Source organism: Burkholderia dolosa, assembly GCF_902499135.1.
GTDB classification, from domain to species: Bacteria; Pseudomonadota; Gammaproteobacteria; order Burkholderiales; family Burkholderiaceae; genus Burkholderia; species Burkholderia dolosa.
This window is the reverse complement of the sequence record NZ_CABVPR010000031.1, coordinates 1-18,297: the sequence shown is the minus strand read 5'-3', so window position 1 is coordinate 18,297 and position 18,297 is coordinate 1. Positions and strand designations below refer to the sequence as shown.

The window sequence follows — 18,297 nt, the reverse complement described above, 5'->3', positions numbered from 1 at the left end:
GTCGATATGCTCGTCGCTGAAATCGGCAACCTCGAACTCGCGCGCGGTGGACAAACCGGCGACCTCGCGCTGCGAGCCGAAGCGCTGGCGTCCACTGCCGACGTCGACAGGCATCAATGGGACGCCCTCGTTTCGGACCATGATTTCTTCAACAGCTGGGGATGGCTCGCGTCGCTCGATCACGCACTCGGCGATACACCGCTGCTGACCGTGCGCGGGCCCACCGGCCTGCTGGCCGGCTGCGCGCTATGGGACGGCGAACGCACGTCCGGCCTCTTCTGCGCCGCCGAACTGTTCGCGAACATCCCGGGCCCGTGGGAGCGCGATTTTCTGTGGCTCGGCGGACGACGGTCGACGCACAACGAGATCGCATGCGTATCGGGGCATCGAAAGGCCGCGGCGCTGAAGCACCTCCTCCATGCGGCCGTCGATCGCGCCGCGGCACAAGATCGCGCAGGCATCGTGGTGCCTTATGTGCCGCTGCCGACCGCGCTGGAACTCGTCGGCAGTCTGCCCAATGCAGCGTTGGTGCTCCACACGGCGGAGGCCGCGACGCCGGTCCCGCACGGCGGACTGCATGAAATGATAGCCAGTTGGAGGACTCACGACCGCGTCTCCGCTAACGCCGAGATCGCCGCTTTCGAACGCAAAGGAAACCATATCGAATGGCGGCCGATCGACGACGAACTGGAGGCCGTCGCTGCCCATCTGATCGCACAAAATCGCGAGCGTCACGGTAGCGCGCCGAGCAACGAATGGATGCGCCGAATGCTGGCCGGCCAGCGGAAATCGGGCGTCATCGACTCGGCGATCGCGGCGGTCGCCATGCGTGGCGACGAAGTCGTCGGCCTCACGCTCTTCTACCGCTTCGGCCGGTCCTTGCATGCGCGCTACTTCGGGTCGAACTATGCGATCGCCGACAAGGACTTCCGATATTTCTGCCTCTGCTATTACGCGCCGCTCGACTACGCGGCAGCGCAAGGGTTCAGCGAAGTGCGGCTATCGATCGCCGCGCTGCAGGCAAAGGCGAAACGCGGCGCGCAACTGGAGCCGCTCGCCGCCGTGGTCGCGCTGAGCGACGGATCGCGGCTGAACCAGGACGCCGTCACGCTTCACAACCACACGCTCGTTCAGGAATTTCGTCGGGAGTTTCAAAGCCATCTCAGCCCCGAATGGAACCTGTTCGACGTCGAAACTTATTGAAGGAGATTGAAATGCTTCATCTGGTGTATGTCCTCAAACCCACGACGAAAGCGCGCCGCGACATGAAGGCGTTCTGGAACTGGCTGAGCGAGCGCGAAGCATGGTTCTACGGCGGTCTGGACATGGCCGTCGACCCGCGCTGGTACGTGCGTACGATCGGCCAGGACGTCCATTCGCTCGAGCATTCGATCTCGTTCGAAGACGAGGCTGCGTGGGGCGCGTATCGATCCGCCGTTTCCGCACGATCGCACGATCCCGCATGGGAGCAGCGTCGCGTCGAGCAAGACGACTGGTGGGAGATCCTCGAGGCCCGCCTGCTGAACGACGCGCCGGTTCGCCGCACGACGAGCGCGGCGTAACGACGACGCGTGCAGTCCGGCCGGCGCTGCTTCGCATCCGCCGGCCGGACTGCCGCTGCAACCGGAAATACCGATGTCCGATACAGAAAACGCATTCCGCCGCGCGGCATTCCTGCTGGGATCCGCGCGATTCACGACGCTCGCCACCGTATCGCCGGCCGGCGAGCCGTGGGCGTCGACGGTCAACTACGTGCCGATGGAAGACGCGTCGATCCACGTCGTTTGGTACTCGATGCGCGACGCACGTCATTCGCGCAATATCGAATCGAACGCGCGCGCCACCGCATCGATCTTCCGGACGGATCTGACGCACGAGTCGCCGCTCGGCCTCGACGGCCTGCAGTTGGAAGGAACGTGCCGCGCCATCCCGGCAGACGAGTTGGCGGTTTTCCACGAGCACTACTACGCGCGCAACTTCGTCGACGACGCCGCCCGACACGAATGGATGCTTCCGCTCGACGACTTTCGCGGCGACGGCAAGCGGCGCTTTTACGAGCTGACCGTCGAGCGGTTATGGCTGCTCGATATCGATCGATGGCTGATCGACAAACACGATCAGCGCGTCGCCGTCCCGTCGCTCGCGTCGGTCGCCGACGCGCTTCGTCGTACCGGAGGGCAAGTGAAATGACGTTGCTCGCACGCATAAAAGGCGGTCTCGTCGTGTCGTGCCAGGCGCTGCCCGGCGAACCGCTGCACGGAAGCGACCATATGTGCGCGATGGCGCGTGCCGCGGCAGAAGGCGGCGCGGCCGGCGTACTGGCAAACGGAGGCGACGATATCGCACGAATTCGCGCGTGCGTCGAGCTTCCGCTGATCGGCGTCGTGACGCGCGGGTATGCCGGCTCGGATATCGCGCTGACCGCAACGATGACCGAGATCGACGAGATCGTGGCCGCAGGCGCGCAAATGGCGGGGCTCGATGCGACCGATCGGCGCCGGCCCGACGACGACACGCTCGACGCATTCTTCTCGCGCATTCGCGAGCGGTATCCGTCGCTGCTGCTGATGGCCGAGATCGCGACGGTCGCCGAAGCAATCCGTGCGCAGGAAATCGGCTTCGACTGCATTTCGAGTGCTGCATACGGCTATACGCCGGATACGGCGGGACGACGTCTGTCCGACCACGACTTCGCTCACTTCAGTGCGTTGAGGGCCGCCACCACACGATGTCCGCTCGTTGCGGAAGGCGGCATCGGCCAGCCCGCACATGCGGCGCGCGTGCTCGAGCTCGGCGCAGACGTCGTCGTGGTAGGGAGTGCGATCACGCGTCCGCAGTCGATCACCGCCACTTATCGGCAAGCGATGATTTCCGTGTCCCGGTAATCGCGCAACAATATGCGTCGGCGCCGGGTTGCGTTCCGGCGCCAGCGCATTCGCGCGGCGATCGACGCCGCGCCTCTCTTATTTGATCGGCCAGTTGAGGAAGACCACGCAGTCGTTGTAGTGGCCATTCGCATCCGGTACGCCGACGATCCCCCAGTTCAGGTTCGAGTCGATACTGGATTGCGTCGACTTGATCGGCGTGAGCTTGCCGTTCGACGTGACGGTAATGCGGACGTTGCCCGAGCCGGACGCCTGCTGCGTCGTGCCCATCACGCTGTCGCCGGTCTGATCGCCGGCGGTCGCCTGATGCACGTGCGCCACGTGGACGGGCATCGGAAACCGGACAGCGCACGGCCATCGCCCGCTCGGCTCGAGCGCCAATGGTCGTGTAGCGGGAAGTGCGTCGCGCCGACACGCACCGGGACGTCGCCTATCGGCAAATACGCCGCCGCCCATCCATGGATTTCACGATCGCTGGAATACTTGCGCATACGGTGCCGGCAAGCTTTCCGCGATGAGCAATTCTCTGCGAAAGGCGCGCGCGGCCGACACACGCAACCACACGCATGAGCGATTCGCGAGCGCCGGCCGCCGTCGACCGACGACGCGCCTGCTCGACAGATGCACTGGTCGGCTCGCACGGAGAAACTGTCCTCAGCGGTTTCTCGTTTCGTCCCCTGGCGTTCAGCTCCAACGCCGGGGGATTTTTTTGTCGCGCGATCGCGCCGCGTGCGTGTGCCGAGCGCCGGCATCGTGCTTGATGCCCGTCGTTCGCCATCCATCAAGCGCGCGGTCACGTCGCGCGCGCCGCGTCTCCTATAAGAAGCGATAGGTACGCACACACCCACCCCGCCTGTAGGCTGCATATGGCTGAGTCGACACGCTGTTTCGACGCGAACGCCTTCACGGGCCTTATATCGCACGATTCAGCGCTGCCACGACGAGCGGCGCCCGTCATCGTGCAACGCATTGCCCGGTGCGGACCGAACAGTCGAGCGAGACGGTACGCGTCGGCGTCGGCGGATGCCGCGCTCGAGCCGGCAACCCGTGCGGCATCGCGCGAATCGACGGCGCGATCCCGATGATTGCGAACGCGGGTCAGTTGGCTTGTCGAATCTGGACGATCGGTCGAACAGATCACCTCACGAAGAGAGAGAACATGGGAAATCCTATCAACTACGGCGACAGCGTATGGGTCGTGGACATGAGCATCGGCAACGGTTCGAACACGTACCTGCAAAGCGATGCGTCGATTACAGGAGGCACGACGAGCCTGTGGCAAATCGAGAGCTACAACGGCGAATCGGGGCAGGTATCGACGAGCAAGGGCATGCTGCTGAAGACGACGTCGGGCTATTTGTACGCGACTGAAAGTCAGCAAGTCACGATCGCGCCGTTCCAGGTCGCCGATCCCGGCTTCATATGGGTACCGATCGTCGTGAGCGGCGGCGACGGCCTGTCGACCGACTCGCAGTTTCGCCTCCAGGCAGGCAATTCCAAAGCCGGCGAAGGCCAATATCTGTTCCTGACCCACGGCACGGGGCGGCCCGCCTCCCTGAAATCCGATTCCGCCAACGGTGCGACAAGCGACATCTGGGTGTTCAAGGTGGCATCCGCCGCACCCGGTCCGAGCCCGACGCCGAGTCCCAATCCGACGCCGAGTCCCAGCCCGACGCCCACCCCCAATCCGACGCCGAGTCCCGGCCCGACGCCTAGCCCGCATCCGACACCGAGCCCCGGCCCGACGCCGACTCCGAGCCCTACCCCGGATCCGAACAAGGGCGAGCACCCGTTCCACGTGCCGGCCGGAACGCAGTTCGCCGTTACGGTGCTGCTGAATTCGAAAGTCGAGCAGACGATCGCGGTCTACCTCGATGACGATGCGCAGCCGGCCTATCAGATCACGGGCACGGGAAGCGGCGACGTCAATCAGGGTACGGTCGTGCTGACCGCGAAGGCGCAAGGCAAGGTCACGCTGAAAGCGTCGGCCGGCGGCAAGACGTCGTTGTTCCACGCGGGCCAGAAAGACATACCGACGAAGCGGTCCTACATCGGCGTGATTGCGATCTACAACGGCGCCGATGGCGACAACGCCTACGACGACGCGCTGGTCTTCTTCAATTGGCCGCTGCGCTGAGTCCAGCGACGCGCCGGACGCCGCGCGAAGCGCGCGCGGCGTTCCGCGCGTGCCGGCGTCGCCCGGTAGCCGTCCGATAACTCGCCGCGGTGCAAGTCAACAACGTTTCAGGAGGCTTTTCATGTCTGCTTCGAATACGCAAATCTCTCTTCAGCCGAACACGCGCTACGGCGCAACCGTCCTCGTCAACTCGCCGGTCGTCCAGACCGTCACGCTTCATATCGACGGCGGCAACGCCAACGGTCAGCAATTCGTCGGCAGCGCCGCGAGCGTCACGAGCAATCTCGGAACCTACGTTTTCTCCACCGGTGCGTCGGGCAAGGTCACGCTCGACGTCACGAGCGACGGCGCGAGTTCGTCGATCAGCGTGCGCGACATGTTGAGTTCGCTCGGCTGTGTCGTCGCCGGTGCGTCGGGGAAAAACGATACGCACCAGCTCTTCAACGATGCGCTGGTCGTATTCAACGGTCCGCTGAAATAAACGACTAAATGATGCCGAGGTCCCGCGCAGCGCGCGCCAGTTCGACGTCGTTGCGCACCGCGAGCTTGCGCATCGCTGCGTTCTTCTGATTGCTGATCGTCTTCGGGCTCCGGCACACGCGCTCGGCAATCTCGGCGATCGAATGACCGGCACAGATCAGGCGAACGACTTCGAGCTCGCGGGGCGACAACGTGTCGACGCCGGTCGTCTGGCGAGTACGGCTGCTGAAGACGTTCGCGAGAATTTCCGTCGCGATCGACGGCGGAATATAGGTTTCGCCGCCGTGTACGCGTCGAATCGCATCCGCGAGCACCGCGAAATCCGCCTTGGACTTGCCGATGAACCCGGCGGCTCCACCCGCCAGCGCCGCCGACACGATATGCGTCGCCGAGTGCGAGCTCAGAAAGAGGACGCGCGTATCGGGAACGAGCTGGATCAGGCGGCGCAGCAGATTGAGGCCGTCCGCCTCCTTGTCGTCCTCGAACTCGTAGTCGCATACGAGCACGTCGATCGGCTCTTCCCTCACCTTCTCAAGCAGCGTCTTGATGTTGTCTGCCAGAAACGACACCTCGATATCGGGCGCATCCATCAAGATGCCTTTTATCCCGACGAGAACGATCGGGTGATCGTCCGCCACAGCAACCCGAATCCTTTTCATGGCTCCTCGCACCGATATGCCAGCGTGTTGAACGACGAAGACGCGTCTTCCGCCGATCGCTCAGTGTCCATTATTTACCTTTTCGCCACTAGCGGAATAGGCGAGCCCTATACTTTTCTATAGGCGATTTCCCAATCGACGAGGCGCGATGTTCCCGCTGCGGTACACTCGTCGCGCATCGCGCCCGGTGAAGGACGACTGTCGCCGGCATCGCGCGCCTACGCTCATCACCGAGGTCAAACGTGTCCGGACGGCAACGATCGCTCGCCCAAACTGCACGCTTTCACCGCCGCGTGCTCTATGGATTCGCCGTCCTTCTGTCGGCGACGATCGGCGGCGGCGCCACGCTGTTCGTCGGCAGCGCGGTGACGCGCTTCTTCGAAGCCCGTCAGAACACGCTCGTGCGCAACCAGGAACACGCGCAGGCCGAAGTGGTGCGTCTGTCGTCGCGATTGATGAACATGGCGGACCTCTACGAGGGAAACTGGGCTTTTCACAATCAGGAAGCGATTCCGCTCGACCGCTATCGACAGGCGCTGCGCGACCATCACGGCATCGTGACGACGGGCTCCGACCTGGCAGTCACGCCGTTCCTGCTCGTCGGGACGCAGCCGGACGCCGACGATCGCGGTCGACTGAGCACGATGCTTCACATCGTACGCCGCATTTCTGCCGACCCGGTGTTCGATATTCGCCGCGGCGTCACGGTGTCCGGATTCGTCTACTCGTCGGACCGCACGATACTGGCCGCCGCGCCGGTCACGGCGCCGTTCCTGACGCCCGACGATCTCGAGCAGGACGCGCGCACGTTCATCCACGCGAACGCCGACCCCATCGAGGATCGGCTGCAATCGCAATCGGAAGCGCAACTGCGGAAAAGCCGGCCGCTATGGATCGCGCTCGAAGATCCGGTGCGGCAGCGGGCGCTCGCCGAAATCGTCGTGCCGATCTTCCATGGCCGCGAGCGTGTCGCCACGATCGTCGGCCGGGTGCCGCGAGACCAGTTTCTCCACTACTTTCTCGACGCGTCGCGTCCCGAGGGCTTCTTTGTGCTGGCCGGCAAGCATTTTCTGCCGCTCGGCGCCGGCCCGACGTCGGCACGCGACGCCGCACTGCTCGCCGCGGTACAGGCGCAGGCGCCGCGGCTTCAGGCCGTCGCAACCGGCACGACGCTGCTCCGGGACGGGCTGACGTTCATCGTCGCGCAGCGCATCGCGGGCCCCGACTGGCTTGCCGTCTATGCGTTCGACTGGACGGACGTCGTGGGCGGCATGCGCGGCGAAATCGCCGCTGCCGTATTGCTCTGCATCGGCGCACTCGCGCTGCTGTGGACCGGCGTCGGATATTTCGACCGACGCGTCGCGCAACCCTTCGAACGCGACGCGAAGAAGCTCGTCGAGGCCGAGGAGTTCAACCGGTCGATCATCGACACGGCGCCGGTCGGCATCGCCGTGTTCGACCCCGAGCGCCGCAGCGTGATCCTCGAAAATGCGGTCGCCCGGCACCTGTTCGGCGATGCGGGCCCGCACGTCGAGTTTTACGAGGCCGTCGCGCGCGCGCGCGAACAGAGCATGGCCGTTTCGTCCGATCGAGCCAATACCGGCCACAGCTTCTTCGAGATTCCGTGGAAGACGGCCAGCGGCGAAATGTACATCGGCGCCGCGTCGTCGGCCACGCGTTTCGGCGGGCGCGATGCGCTGCTGTTCGGACTCGTCGACATCACGGAGCGCAAGACGACGGAGGCCATGCTGATCGATGCGCGCCGCGCCGCCGATCGCGCGAACCGCGAGAAATCCATCTTTCTCGCGATCATGAGCCACGAGATCCGGACACCGCTGCACGGCGCCACGGGCCATCTCGAGCTCCTGTCGAACACGTCGCTCGACGCCGGCCAGCGCGAACGAGTGGGGTTGATTCGCCGCTCGTTCGATTCGCTGCTGTCGCTGATCAACGACCTGCTCGACACCACGCGCATCGAAGCGAACGCGCTGACGGTCAACGCATTGCCGATCTACGTGAACCGTATCGCCGAATACTGCGCTCAGCATTTCGCGCCGACGATTCTCGCTCACAACGTCGCGCTGCACTGCTATACGGACCCCGCGCTCGATCGGCTGCTCGAAGGCGACGATCAACGGCTGATGCAGATTCTGCAGAACCTGGTCAGCAACGCGGCGAAGTTTACGCAGCACGGGACGATATCCGTTTCGACGACGCTGCTCGACCGGCACGACGACCGCCTGTGGGTGCGCATCGAGGTCGCCGATACGGGCATCGGCATCCCGTCGGCGCTGCAGGCGATGGTATTCAAGCCGCTGGTCCAAGCCGATGCGTCGATCAGCCGCCGCTTCGGCGGAACGGGCCTCGGGCTGTTCCTGTGCCGCAATCTCGCGGAATTGATGGGCGGCCGGATCACGCTGCAAAGCGAGCCGAACGTCGGCAGCACGTTCGGTATCGAAGTGCCGTTGCGTATGCTGGAGTCGGCGGACGAAGCGCCGCCGGCGCCGCTGCGCGACATCTCGGTGGCCGTCGCGGCCGACGATGCACGGCTCGTCGCGATGTGGTCGGGCAGGCTCGAACACTGGGGCGCACGCGTGTGCGCGGCGCCGAGCGCAACGCGTCCCGACATACTGATCGCCGGCCCCGACCCTCGCGTGCCGCCGGCCGCCGCATCGACGCAACCGCTGCGCGGCACGATCCGCGTCGCCCATGACGGGCCGCTCACGCCGGAGCGAAACGGCACGATCATCAACGTGTCGCTGTATTCGACCGATGCGCTGCTCGCCGCGCTGCTCACGCTTGCGGAACGACAGGCGGCCGACTCCGACGCGGCCGCCTCGTCGCAGCCGAACGGCGGCGAGTCGCTCGACGTGCTCGTTGCGGAGGACGACCCCGTGAACCGCGTGCTGATCGCCGACCAGCTTCGCACGTTGGGCTATACGTCGGTTCGCATCGCGAAAGACGGCCGGGAAGCGCTCGATCTTTGGTGCGAGCGCGAAGCCGACATCGTACTGACCGACGTCGGCATGCCGTACCTCGACGGTGCGGGATTGCTCGACGAGATCCGCAAGCGCCGGCCGAACGCGTTCGTCGTCGCGACGACGGCAGCCGGCTCGAGCGATCTGTCGCCGGAAACGGCGCGCCGGTTCACGCACGTGCTGCGCAAGCCGGTCCTGCTCGCCCAACTTCGCGACGTGCTGACGAAAGCGCCCGCCGTTGCGCGCGTTCCGGACGAGTCGCGCCGCCAGGCAGACACCGGTGACCGACCGCCTCGCAGCAGCGCGCTCGATGCGGCGCTGCAGCAAGCGTTCGCGCAAAGCTGGCCGCACGAGCGCGACGGAATCAGGGAAACGTTCGCGCAGCGCGATCGCGACCGCAGCCGACGGCGATTGCATCGGCTGCAGGGCGCGCTGCTCGCGGTCGGCCTCGACGCCGAGGCTGCGCATTGCGTCGCGCTGCAGACGCTCTGCATCGACGGCGCGTGGGCGCAGGCAAACGACGAATTCGACCGTCTGTGCGCCGTCCTCGATGCGTTTGCGTGCCGAGCCGACGGCTGAAGCGCCGGCGCGTCGGCTGCCTCGCCGGCGAAACGCTCCGCGCGTTCGACCGCGAGGCCAGACGGCGTTACCGGCCGCCGTGCGCATCGCGCGTGCGGCAACTCGCCGCGTCATCCATAACGGCTGCACGCATTGCAATGCCGCGGCGCGGCACGTGCGCCGGCTCTGCACGGTCTGACTGCACATCGCCGGCGCGTATCGCGTCAAGGTGCCGCCTCCGCGCGTACTCCAAGTTCTTATAGGTTTCCCGGCTCGTTGTTCGTGCAATGATCGTGCAGCGCAGTCGATACGGAGGCACCTGTGTTGTTGGACGAATCTTGGCGAACCTGGGTAATACACAACAAGAGCCGGGGTTGCACGCCCGAATCGATGATCGAGATGATGGTCGATGCAGGCTTCGGTTCCGATGAAGCCAAAGTCGCGCTGGAAACCACCGTCGCCGATCACGGCGACATGCGAGGCGTCGAAGCGGCGATGCCGGTGCGCAAGTACGGCGAGTATCAGTACGACGCGTGTCCAATCGCGGTCGGGAATGTCATCGACGCCGCGGATCGCCGCATCCCGGTACTGATCCGATGCGAGCGCCCGCAAATCGTCGTCTTCGGCAACGTCCTCGACCAGGACGAGTGCGACGAGATGATCCAGCGATCGATGCACAAGCTCGAACAATCCACGACGGTCAATGCCGAAACGGGTACGCAGGAGGTGATTCGTCATCGAACGAGCCACGGCACGTGGTTCCAGAATGGCGAAGACGCGCTGATCCGTCGAATCGAAACCCGTCTGGCCGCACTGATGAACTGTCCGGTCGAAAACGGCGAGGGATTGCAGGTGCTGCGCTATACGCCGGGCGGCGAATACCGTTCGCACTATGACTACTTCCAGCCGACGGCGGCCGGATCGCTCACCCACGTTCGAACCGGCGGGCAGCGTGTCGCGACGTTGATCGTCTACCTGAACGACGTGCCGTCCGGCGGAGAAACGGTGTTTCCCGAGGCCGGCATTTCAGTGGTGCCCCGCCGCGGCGACGCCGTCTACTTCCGCTACATGAATCGCCTGCGCCAGCTCGATCCCGCCACGCTGCATGCCGGCGCGCCCGTACGCGACGGCGAAAAATGGATCATGACGAAGTGGGTACGGGAGCGCCCGTACGTCTGACCGACCGTCTTCAATCTTCGAACCGGAATCCGCTATCCCATGAGTCACGACATCTTCGTCCAGATCGCCAGTTATCGCGATCCGCAACTGATCCCCACGTTGATCGATCTGATCGAACAATCGCGGCGTCCGGAGGCGCTGCGCATCGTCGTCTGCTGGCAGCATGCGCCGGACGAGACGATCGACGAATTCCTGCGGCACGGATTTGCGTTGTACAGCGTTGAAACGGCTGCCGGCTTCACGCTGCGCGTGCTGGGTCTGAACGGCGCCACGGTGGAATTGATCGACGTCCCGCATTTCAGGTCGCAAGGCGTCTGCTGGGCGCGCAACCTCATTCAGCAGTGTTACCGCAACGAAACGTACACGCTGCAGCTCGACTCGCATCATCGCTTCGTCAAGGACTGGGACGCATTGCTCGTCGACATGATCGAGAGCTTGCGCGCCGAGAGCCCGAAGCCCGTCCTCACCACTTACCCGCCCGACTTCGATCCGCACGACGATCCGGCCAGCAGGATCATGTGGCCGACCGTGATGACGTTCGAGCGATTCACGTGGGAAGGCTTCCCGATGCTGAATACGCGGTATATCGCCGACTCGGAACGCGCGCGGCCCGTACGCGGCCGGTTCTACGCGGCCGGATTCGCGTTTGCCGACGGATCGTTCGCGGTCGATGTGCAGCACGATCCGAACTACTTCTTTTACGGCGAAGAAATGTCGATCGCGGTGCGGGCGTACACGTACGGCTACGACTTCTACCATCCGAACGTGCTGATTCTGTGGCACGAGTACGCGCGCCCGGATCGTCGACCGAAGATCTGGGGCGACCACAATGACGAAGCGAAGCGCGACGGTCATGTGGAAAGGGGATGGTGGGACCGCGCGCAGGAAAGCCGCAAGCGGTTTCTATCTCTGTTCGGGATGGCCGGCGGCGAGCACATCGATCCCGGCCGCTACGGATTCGGCAACGTCCGTAGCGTGACCGACTACGAGCGCTATGCCGGCATCAGCTTCGCGCATCGCGGCGTACATCGCGCGGCACTGGAAGGGACTGCGCCCGTCGCCGACAACCGGCACACGCTGCCGGAAAGCGAATGGCTCGAATCGCTGCAACGCTCCAACGACATTCGCATCTGTCTGCACCAAAGCGATCTGCGCCATTGCGAAACCGCCGCTTCGGCGCGCTTGCGCGTGTTCGACCAGAACGATGCCGAACTGAACGTTCACGCGATATCGGGCGATGCACTGAGAAACAGCGTCGCGTCCGGCTGGTTCGAGCACTTGTGGCCGTTCATGTGCAGCATCGATCGCGTCCCGCTCCGCTATACGCTCGAGTTGTTGAGCGATCGTGAGGCGCCGCTCGCCACGGTCGAACGACGAATCGCGGCGTAGTGCGGCCACGTCGCACGGAAACGGCTCAGACCGACGGCAAGTCGAACCATTCGGTAGCCGTTTCGTGCACGATGCGCACGCGGCCCGACACGACGTTGACGATGCAGTCCGGGCCGAACACCGTCAAAAGATGCCGGAGCATGATGTCGCGTTCGCGCAGTGCATTGATGCTCGCGGACTGAGCTTCCGTGATTCCGCCGCAGAGCGGCTGCGCCCATGCGGGCAGCTCTTGAGCGCCGATGCCGCCACCGCGGCGGTCGCGGTCGCGGTCGCGTGCGGCGTCGTCGGCTCTGGTCGGCCCGGCCTTGCGCCTGCGCAGCCGCTTCGGAAGGTGCCTGACGATGCGCGACACTTCCTCCTGCATGCATCGATTTCGGATCGACTGGTTGTCCATACCGCTCTCTCCCTCGCGCCGCTTCACGAGACCTATTGTGGCCGATAACCTTGAGACATCAATGAGAATCGGCCCATTTTCACGCGGGCGCGCAATGGGCGACGCGCCGTCGTTCTGCGCGCACCATGGCCGTTCCAAACGACCGCGCGTACAACGTTCCTCGGCGCGCTTTGCGACGGCAAAAACGCTCGCCCTCATTCTTTGCTGTGTTTCAACGGATACCTTACCTATCGCTTCATATAGTGTCGCGTCGTCGATGTATCGCGCAGAATTGCCGTTACAGGAAATCGACCGGCGGCCGGCAATCGATCAGGGATCTTTAGCATCGTCGCCGTTGCCGCCGTGCATCAAGACGAATTCACGAAGCCGAACATCATGCAGGTGACAGTCATCGCGGCGTCCATGGACGGTATGCAGGCTTGCGGCACTTCAACGTTCCGCCGCTTTTACCGTGACCTCGGATGGCGGGACGATTCGCGGGTGGGCCCGCCCCGCCCGCTCTTTTATTTCGCGATTACCGGCAATCGTGCAGCTCCACGCCGGAAGTCCTTCGGCGGCGATCGACGCGCCGCTTTCTCGAGTGCTCTCCCTTGGCCTCCTCGTGCCGCCAAGGGACTTTGCGAGCAATACCCCTGCTCGCCTTTTTCTTCCATGTCCGGCGCGCGCTCGTGCCGGACGCTGCCGCTCTTCCGATTCTCGAGGAGCCGGCGGCTTCGCTTCACGCTCCCGGTGATCTCGGGGCGCCGCTGAAAAGCCAGGTCTCCAGGCGTTGCCGGTGCGGCGGTCGTGCAATGCGACCGCGCACCGGATTTTTTTCGAACGGGTCACGTATATCGGATCCGCGACGGCGCATCGATTGCGTGCTCGCCGTGCCGAATCAAAGCGCGATGATCGTTGCGTGGCCGTCGATCTGTTCACGCTTCTCGCATCTGCGCACGCAAGCAAAGCGACTCGGCATGCACAACTATCCATTCCTTGAGTAGCGGCGCCTGCGTACATCGCCAACACTTGAGACGGGTGGTTATTGTCCGCTGCAGCTTCCACTCGCCGCAGCGCTACCCGTTCGTGCTACCTACCTGGGAGAAAATCGATGAGCTTACCGAAAAGCGGTTACTACGCTGTGCAGGCCTCAACCCCGAGGAAATGGCTGAAAGTACAAAGCGACGGGAAACTCGCCGCGACCGAGGACACGCAGCAGACGGCATCGCCGCTGCTGCTCGAGCCGCTGGACGTTTCGGCTGTGCACCCGACGTTTGCGCTGAAATTCCACGCGCCGGGCGCTTCTGGGCGCGGCGTCTGGTTGAGCAGAGTCCTGATCGGCTCCAACAACTACATCGTCGCCGTAAAGGAGGAAATCGACCCGTTCTGCCACTTCGCCTACTACGAAATCGACGGAAATCTCTGCGGCGTGGCCGCGGACACGGGCCTTTTCTGGCACGTCGATAGCAATGACCGGTCAACGGTCAAGCCGGACGCGTCGAGCTATCAGACCGACAAGAGCTGTCACTTCTCGTTGTTCGCGTTGCCGGATCAACCCGATCGTTCGTAGACGACTTGCAACAGCGGTTTGAAGTGCCGGCGCCCTTTCGAGCGGCGCCGGTCTGATCGCTTCCGGTAGCGAAGCCGTCCATGGTGTCGGCAGCCGCCCGCGCATGCGCATCGCGCTGCGTGTCTGCGCCGTACTGCGTTGCTCGACAAAGGCTAACGTCGATGCCCCGGCGCGACTCGTCAACGCTTCGAGCCGCGCGATATGCCAGCGATATCGCCGGTACATGCCGCCATCGATACGATTTGCCGTCGCGTATCGCAGCGCCGCGAAGCGCGGAGTCCCACGCGGTCACGCTCGACGTCAGTACGCCACCCATTCCGCAGATGCAGCCCGCAACGCTGCCAGTCGGGTTGACAGGCGCGACCTGCCGCCGGGAAGCGAAAGCGCAACTTACCGAGCAAGGCGGAGTGCCTCCGTATTGCTTCGCGCTCGTCAGCCCAGCTGACGCCGTCGAGCTTTCCGACAATGGCGCGCCGCAATGGCTGACTGTCGGCCGGACAGCAACGCGCTGATCGGGACGATCGATGCAGCAGTACTCGGTCTTCGATATGCGCTCGATGTGACGTGCAGCAATCACCCCGGCACGGCGAGCGCCGCCAAACGCTTCGAACCGATGCTTGACGCACCCTTGCGGTGCATGTCGAGCAGTTCGATTGCGCCCGCAACCGAAACAACATGTCGCGAATATCAGCTCGAGATGAAAGGCTAACGTGGCGCCACGACGTTCCCGTTGCTCGGTTCACCGTCCGCGGTCGGCGGCAAGGGCAAGTATCCGAAGAGGTTGTCGGCCGACAACGACGAACCGTCGTATGAAACGCTTCAGGAGTTCCTGTTCCTGCCGCAGATGTTCACGTTCAATGTGAGCGCCGCTGACGGGATCGGCGCTCCAGTGACGTCCGACGAACGCCTGTGGATGGCGATCCGGCATCCATCGCGACGCAGTAGCCCAGCATGCGACAAAAAGCCGCGCCAGCTTCCGCCGGCGCGGCTTCTCTCCGCTTCCCCTCCCCTGTCTCTCGCTCGCCCGGCAGCTCCGCGCCACCGACGGCCGCCGAGCGGTCACGCAGCGACGAGCATCTCGCCGAACAGCGCCGTATGAGTCTGTTCGCCGAGCACGACCGTCAGCGCAACGGCGTTCTCCTTGCCCACGCGAACCGGCGGGCCGAAACGATGGATTTCGATTCCGGTACGACGCAGCAGACGCTCGACCGCGGTCGTCGTCACGGTCACGTACTGGCGCAAGCCGCGGCGCTCGCCAAACGCGATGATCTCGCGGATGGCCTCCATCGCGAAATCGGTGAAGCCGAACGCGCTTTCGTTACCGCTCGAATCCAGTGCGAAACGGCTCAACTCCCAGACGTCCGGTGCCTGCGGCGCGTCCTGACCATGCAGCAATTGAGGAAATGTGTCCTTCAGCATGTACGGCCCTTCCGTCGGAAGCAGACGCCAACAGCCGCGCACTTGTTCGCTCTCGTCGCGAATCAGCATGTAGTGAGGCGACAGACCGTCATAAGCGTCGACCTCCAGGTCGCCGAACCGATTCACCTCCCAGCCCATTCGATCGCTAAAGACACGGGCGCGAAAGCGGTACATATCGACGAGGTCGCTCATTTCCCAGTCACGTTGGGGCGCAATACGAATCGTAGGAACCATACCTGTTCTCCACTCGATAATTAAGATAACGAGCGTAACGATAGGCAAAGCCCAAATTTTTCCAAACTATAGATTCATATAGGAAGAGGCGCCAATTAATCCCTCCCCATTCATTTTCATCATAAAATCCCCATATTGCTTCCGCGATAAGTGGTACGCCATCACTAACAAAACGGCAGCAATTACCGCATCACATACCGCATGGACGGGTGATGGCGAAGCAAATGCGCGATGGAAAGGTAAACGGCCCCGGGGGCGGGCCTGAATCAGTGGGGTCCGATATCGTCAGCGGCAATCAGGCCATATCGAGCAAGCCCATCCGTGCAGCCTTGTACACGAGAGCCGCTCGGGACGTAACGCCGAATTTATTGCGGAGGTTGGTCATGTGGAAATTGATGGTCGCTTCGGAACACGTAAGGATTTTCGACATTTCCCAAATCGATTTCCCGCATGCCATCCATTTCAGGCACTCTTTTTCTCGACGAGTCACTTTCGGCACGACGGACGCGACGTGAGACACGAGAAACGCCTGCGCACTTTCGAATGCCGCATCTCTCAGCATGCCGAGCATTGGCAGGCGCTCCGACAGACCTTGCCAGACACCGGTGCCCGGGGCGTCGGACGTTGCAAAACCAAGCATGCCGGTCTCGTGCTGAGGCCCGTGTATGGGGAAAATAATACCGCTCCTGAGTCCATGACTCGCCGCGCCGTCGTAAAGCTCGCGCTCGCAATCGGTCGCGAACGTTTTCTCATGCCAGATGAGCGGCCGCGACTGGCCAAAAATATGCTTGACGGTCGGGTCAATCGCCGCAAGCCCCTGCTTATCGTACGTTTCTCGCCATTCCTTCGGATAGTTGCTCTTCAGAAAGATGTCCTTGAAGCCAAGCCCCGGGCGGGGCAGGATGGCAAACAAGGTGTAGTCAAACCCGTGCTGGGCGCCGATTTCCGTCAAGGCGTCGGCCCATGCGTCTTCACCGCCTGCGTTTGACAACGTAGGCGCGGGTTCAAGAAGGTCGCTGATCATATCGTCCCCGTTTTAAACCACGAGACGCGGCGTTGGACTTACGCCGCTGTCTCGCTTGCATGCATATCGTAGTACGTAAAACGTTTGCGCGCTGGTGCGCAGATGCGTGCATAAACGTATATTGACGGTACTTCTTAAACCTTGCAAGCATCCGTTAGGACTGGGAATGAGGGTCTGGATAGCCGCGGACAGTCGCCATCGTCCTGCGTGCGGCCGGCTTCTGCCATGATCTCTCGCGATCCGGCGACTAACTTGAATTTTGGCCGGTGCGCGGCGTCGGGTCCGGCGCCGCGTACAGCGGCGGGCAGGCGTAAAACTTGCGCTGCGAGCAGCGGCCGAAGCGATCAAGCCCAATTTTGGGGCAGGGTTTTCCCCGGCTCAACGCGGCAATGAAGTCCGTGTCGCCACGATGATTCCAAGTCGCCGGATTCAAACTGCCGAAAGAGGGACATGCAATTTTGACCGGTTTTAGTATCCGCCCACGCCGACGCAGCGATCGTGTTCTTCGACGATTACCACAAGTTTTCTAGGGGTATTTTTACCATATCCGAATACGTTCGTCTTGCCGAAATTCGCCTGCTTTTAATCGGTGTCGGCACATATTTTTGACACAATTTCTTTGCTGCAGCGTACTGAAACTTTGATTTTATTTACCTGGGTAAGCGCGAAGCTGACCTTACCCCGCCGAGTACACCATTCGTAATTTAGTGGGCTCGCCGGTTTTCGGTTGATGCAGTTGCCGGAATTGGTCCGGCGCCAGTTGCCCCAAGGCGCTATGCGGGCGCACCGAGTTGTAGTCCGTGCGCCGCGCTTCGATTCGCATGCGTGCATCGTCGAGACTGACGAACGCGTGCTGGTTCAAACATTCTTCGCGCAGTCGGCCGTTGAAGCTTTCGATGTGCGCGTTTTCCACCGGCTTGCCTGGACGGATGAACTGCAGCTTGACGCCATGTTCGTGCGCCCAGGCATCGAGCGCCTTGCTGACGAACTCCGGCCCGTTATCCACCTGAATCAGGTTGGGACACCGCCCTCGTTGCCGCAATTGCTCGAGCACACGCGCCACGCGTACACCCGTTAGCGAGAAGTCGACCTCGATATGCGGGCACTCGCGGTTCCACGCGTCGATGATCGTCAACATGCGTATGCGTCGGCCATGCACCAGCGCATCAGCAACAAAGTCCATCGCCCAGCTTTCGTCTGCGCCGCTGGGCGTCGGCATGACCACGCGTAGATGACTCGGGCGTTTCTTTCGACGTTTCAGGCGAAGCGATAGGCCTTCTGCGCGGTACAGCCGCTCAGTGCGCTTGTGGTTCTGGACCAAGCCCTCCCGGCGTAGCAAGACATGCAGGCGGGGTGAGCCAAACCGTGGCCGCTCCTGTGCCAGCTCGCGCAGCCGTTGCCGCACTTCGTAG

At 63.2% G+C, this 18,297-nt stretch carries 16 protein-coding genes; 10 read left to right on the top strand and 6 right to left on the bottom strand.

The window, feature by feature from the left end; genetic code table 11:
* The first annotated feature begins 6 nt into the window (after positions 1-6).
* The 4 genes from BUB20358_RS15565 (at position 7) to BUB20358_RS15550 (ending at position 2,885) form a co-directional block, all read left to right on the top strand.
* Positions 7-1,203 carry a peptidogalycan biosysnthesis protein gene (locus tag BUB20358_RS15565; protein ID WP_035974313.1) on the top strand — a complete coding sequence of 399 codons (1,197 nt, stop codon included), beginning with the start codon at positions 7-9 and terminating at the stop codon, positions 1,201-1,203.
* 11 nt (positions 1,204-1,214) lie between these two features.
* Positions 1,215-1,562: a hypothetical protein gene (locus BUB20358_RS15560; RefSeq protein ID WP_035974315.1), complete on the top strand. Its 348-nt coding sequence runs from the start codon at positions 1,215-1,217 to the stop codon at positions 1,560-1,562.
* A gap of 73 nt (positions 1,563-1,635) precedes the next feature.
* A complete protein-coding gene (locus tag BUB20358_RS15555; RefSeq protein ID WP_006766145.1) occupies positions 1,636-2,190 on the top strand; it encodes a pyridoxamine 5'-phosphate oxidase family protein in 555 nt (184 codons plus the stop codon).
* The gene (locus BUB20358_RS15550) at positions 2,187-2,885 is read left to right on the top strand and encodes an N-acetylmannosamine-6-phosphate 2-epimerase (RefSeq protein WP_006766146.1); all 699 of its coding nucleotides are present in this window, start codon (positions 2,187-2,189) and stop codon (positions 2,883-2,885) included. Before BUB20358_RS15555 ends, BUB20358_RS15550 begins: the two co-directional genes overlap by 4 nt.
* 78 nt (positions 2,886-2,963) lie before the next feature.
* On the opposite strand, the gene BUB20358_RS15545 is transcribed toward BUB20358_RS15550, so the two are convergent.
* Positions 2,964-3,218, bottom strand: a complete 255-nt coding sequence (locus BUB20358_RS15545) for a fucose-binding lectin II (protein ID WP_158380435.1) — start codon at positions 3,216-3,218, stop codon at positions 2,964-2,966.
* A gap of 748 nt (positions 3,219-3,966) precedes the next feature.
* On the opposite strand from BUB20358_RS15545, the gene BUB20358_RS15540 reads away from it, so the two are divergent.
* Positions 3,967-5,022: a fucose-binding lectin II gene (locus tag BUB20358_RS15540; protein WP_146187091.1), complete on the top strand. Its 1,056-nt coding sequence runs from the start codon at positions 3,967-3,969 to the stop codon at positions 5,020-5,022.
* A 121-nt stretch (positions 5,023-5,143) separates the two neighbouring features.
* Positions 5,144-5,503 carry a fucose-binding lectin II gene (locus tag BUB20358_RS15535; RefSeq protein WP_035974318.1) on the top strand — a complete coding sequence of 120 codons (360 nt, stop codon included), beginning with the start codon at positions 5,144-5,146 and terminating at the stop codon, positions 5,501-5,503.
* Positions 5,504-5,507: 4 nt separating this feature from the next.
* Here BUB20358_RS15535 and BUB20358_RS15530 read toward each other — a convergent pair whose 3' ends face one another.
* On the bottom strand, positions 5,508-6,161 hold the full coding sequence (locus BUB20358_RS15530) for a response regulator (protein WP_035974320.1): 654 nt from the start codon (positions 6,159-6,161) through the stop codon (positions 5,508-5,510).
* Between the two features lie 293 nt (positions 6,162-6,454).
* Here BUB20358_RS15530 and BUB20358_RS15525 point away from each other — a divergent pair, with 293 nt between their 5' ends.
* The 3 genes from BUB20358_RS15525 (at position 6,455) to BUB20358_RS15515 (ending at position 12,265) form a co-directional block, all read left to right on the top strand.
* Positions 6,455-9,718: an ATP-binding protein gene (locus BUB20358_RS15525; RefSeq protein ID WP_052688547.1), complete on the top strand. Its 3,264-nt coding sequence runs from the start codon at positions 6,455-6,457 to the stop codon at positions 9,716-9,718.
* A 300-nt stretch (positions 9,719-10,018) separates the two neighbouring features.
* A complete protein-coding gene (locus tag BUB20358_RS15520; protein ID WP_006766150.1) occupies positions 10,019-10,876 on the top strand; it encodes a 2-oxoglutarate-dependent dioxygenase in 858 nt (285 codons plus the stop codon).
* Between the two features lie 39 nt (positions 10,877-10,915).
* The gene (locus BUB20358_RS15515; protein ID WP_006766151.1) at positions 10,916-12,265 is read left to right on the top strand and encodes a GlcNAc-transferase family protein; all 1,350 of its coding nucleotides are present in this window, start codon (positions 10,916-10,918) and stop codon (positions 12,263-12,265) included.
* A gap of 25 nt (positions 12,266-12,290) precedes the next feature.
* Here BUB20358_RS15515 and BUB20358_RS15510 read toward each other — a convergent pair whose 3' ends face one another.
* Positions 12,291-12,797, bottom strand: coding sequence for a hypothetical protein (locus tag BUB20358_RS15510; RefSeq protein ID WP_123806766.1), 507 nt, complete (start codon positions 12,795-12,797; stop codon positions 12,291-12,293).
* Positions 12,798-13,749: 952 nt separating this feature from the next.
* Here BUB20358_RS15510 and BUB20358_RS15505 point away from each other — a divergent pair.
* Complete coding sequence (locus BUB20358_RS15505; protein WP_045552240.1) at positions 13,750-14,208, top strand: hypothetical protein; 459 nt, start codon at positions 13,750-13,752, stop codon at positions 14,206-14,208.
* Positions 14,209-15,267: 1,059 nt separating this feature from the next.
* Here BUB20358_RS15505 and BUB20358_RS15500 read toward each other — a convergent pair.
* The 3 genes from BUB20358_RS15500 to BUB20358_RS15490 all read right to left on the bottom strand — a co-directional run.
* On the bottom strand, positions 15,268-15,861 hold the full coding sequence (locus tag BUB20358_RS15500; protein WP_006766153.1) for an acyl-homoserine-lactone synthase: 594 nt from the start codon (positions 15,859-15,861) through the stop codon (positions 15,268-15,270).
* A gap of 295 nt (positions 15,862-16,156) precedes the next feature.
* Entirely contained in the window at positions 16,157-16,885 is a 729-nt protein-coding gene (locus BUB20358_RS15495) for a helix-turn-helix transcriptional regulator (protein WP_035974328.1), read from the bottom strand.
* Between the two features lie 676 nt (positions 16,886-17,561).
* Positions 17,562-18,297, bottom strand: a 736-nt coding sequence (locus BUB20358_RS15490; protein WP_174905085.1) for an IS3 family transposase, incomplete at its 5' end; no start/stop codon positions are given.

What these genes read in the sequence shown, in the direction of transcription:
- BUB20358_RS15555 (WP_006766145.1), top strand. Translation starts at nt 1,636, where the DNA reads ATGTCCGATACAGAAAACGCATTCCGCCGCGCGGCATTCCTGCTGGGA.
- BUB20358_RS15545 (WP_158380435.1), bottom strand. Translation starts at nt 3,218, where the DNA reads ATGCCCGTCCACGTGGCGCACGTGCATCAGGCGACCGCCGGCGATCAG.
- BUB20358_RS15560 (WP_035974315.1), top strand. Translation starts at nt 1,215, where the DNA reads ATGCTTCATCTGGTGTATGTCCTCAAACCCACGACGAAAGCGCGCCGC.
- BUB20358_RS15505 (WP_045552240.1), top strand. Translation starts at nt 13,750, where the DNA reads ATGAGCTTACCGAAAAGCGGTTACTACGCTGTGCAGGCCTCAACCCCG.
- BUB20358_RS15530 (WP_035974320.1), bottom strand. Translation starts at nt 6,161, where the DNA reads ATGAAAAGGATTCGGGTTGCTGTGGCGGACGATCACCCGATCGTTCTC.
- BUB20358_RS15495 (WP_035974328.1), bottom strand. Translation starts at nt 16,885, where the DNA reads ATGATCAGCGACCTTCTTGAACCCGCGCCTACGTTGTCAAACGCAGGC.
- BUB20358_RS15535 (WP_035974318.1), top strand. Translation starts at nt 5,144, where the DNA reads ATGTCTGCTTCGAATACGCAAATCTCTCTTCAGCCGAACACGCGCTAC.
- BUB20358_RS15540 (WP_146187091.1), top strand. Translation starts at nt 3,967, where the DNA reads ATGATTGCGAACGCGGGTCAGTTGGCTTGTCGAATCTGGACGATCGGT.
- BUB20358_RS15565 (WP_035974313.1), top strand. Translation starts at nt 7, where the DNA reads ATGCTCGTCGCTGAAATCGGCAACCTCGAACTCGCGCGCGGTGGACAA.
- BUB20358_RS15500 (WP_006766153.1), bottom strand. Translation starts at nt 15,861, where the DNA reads ATGGTTCCTACGATTCGTATTGCGCCCCAACGTGACTGGGAAATGAGC.
- BUB20358_RS15515 (WP_006766151.1), top strand. Translation starts at nt 10,916, where the DNA reads ATGAGTCACGACATCTTCGTCCAGATCGCCAGTTATCGCGATCCGCAA.
- BUB20358_RS15550 (WP_006766146.1), top strand. Translation starts at nt 2,187, where the DNA reads ATGACGTTGCTCGCACGCATAAAAGGCGGTCTCGTCGTGTCGTGCCAG.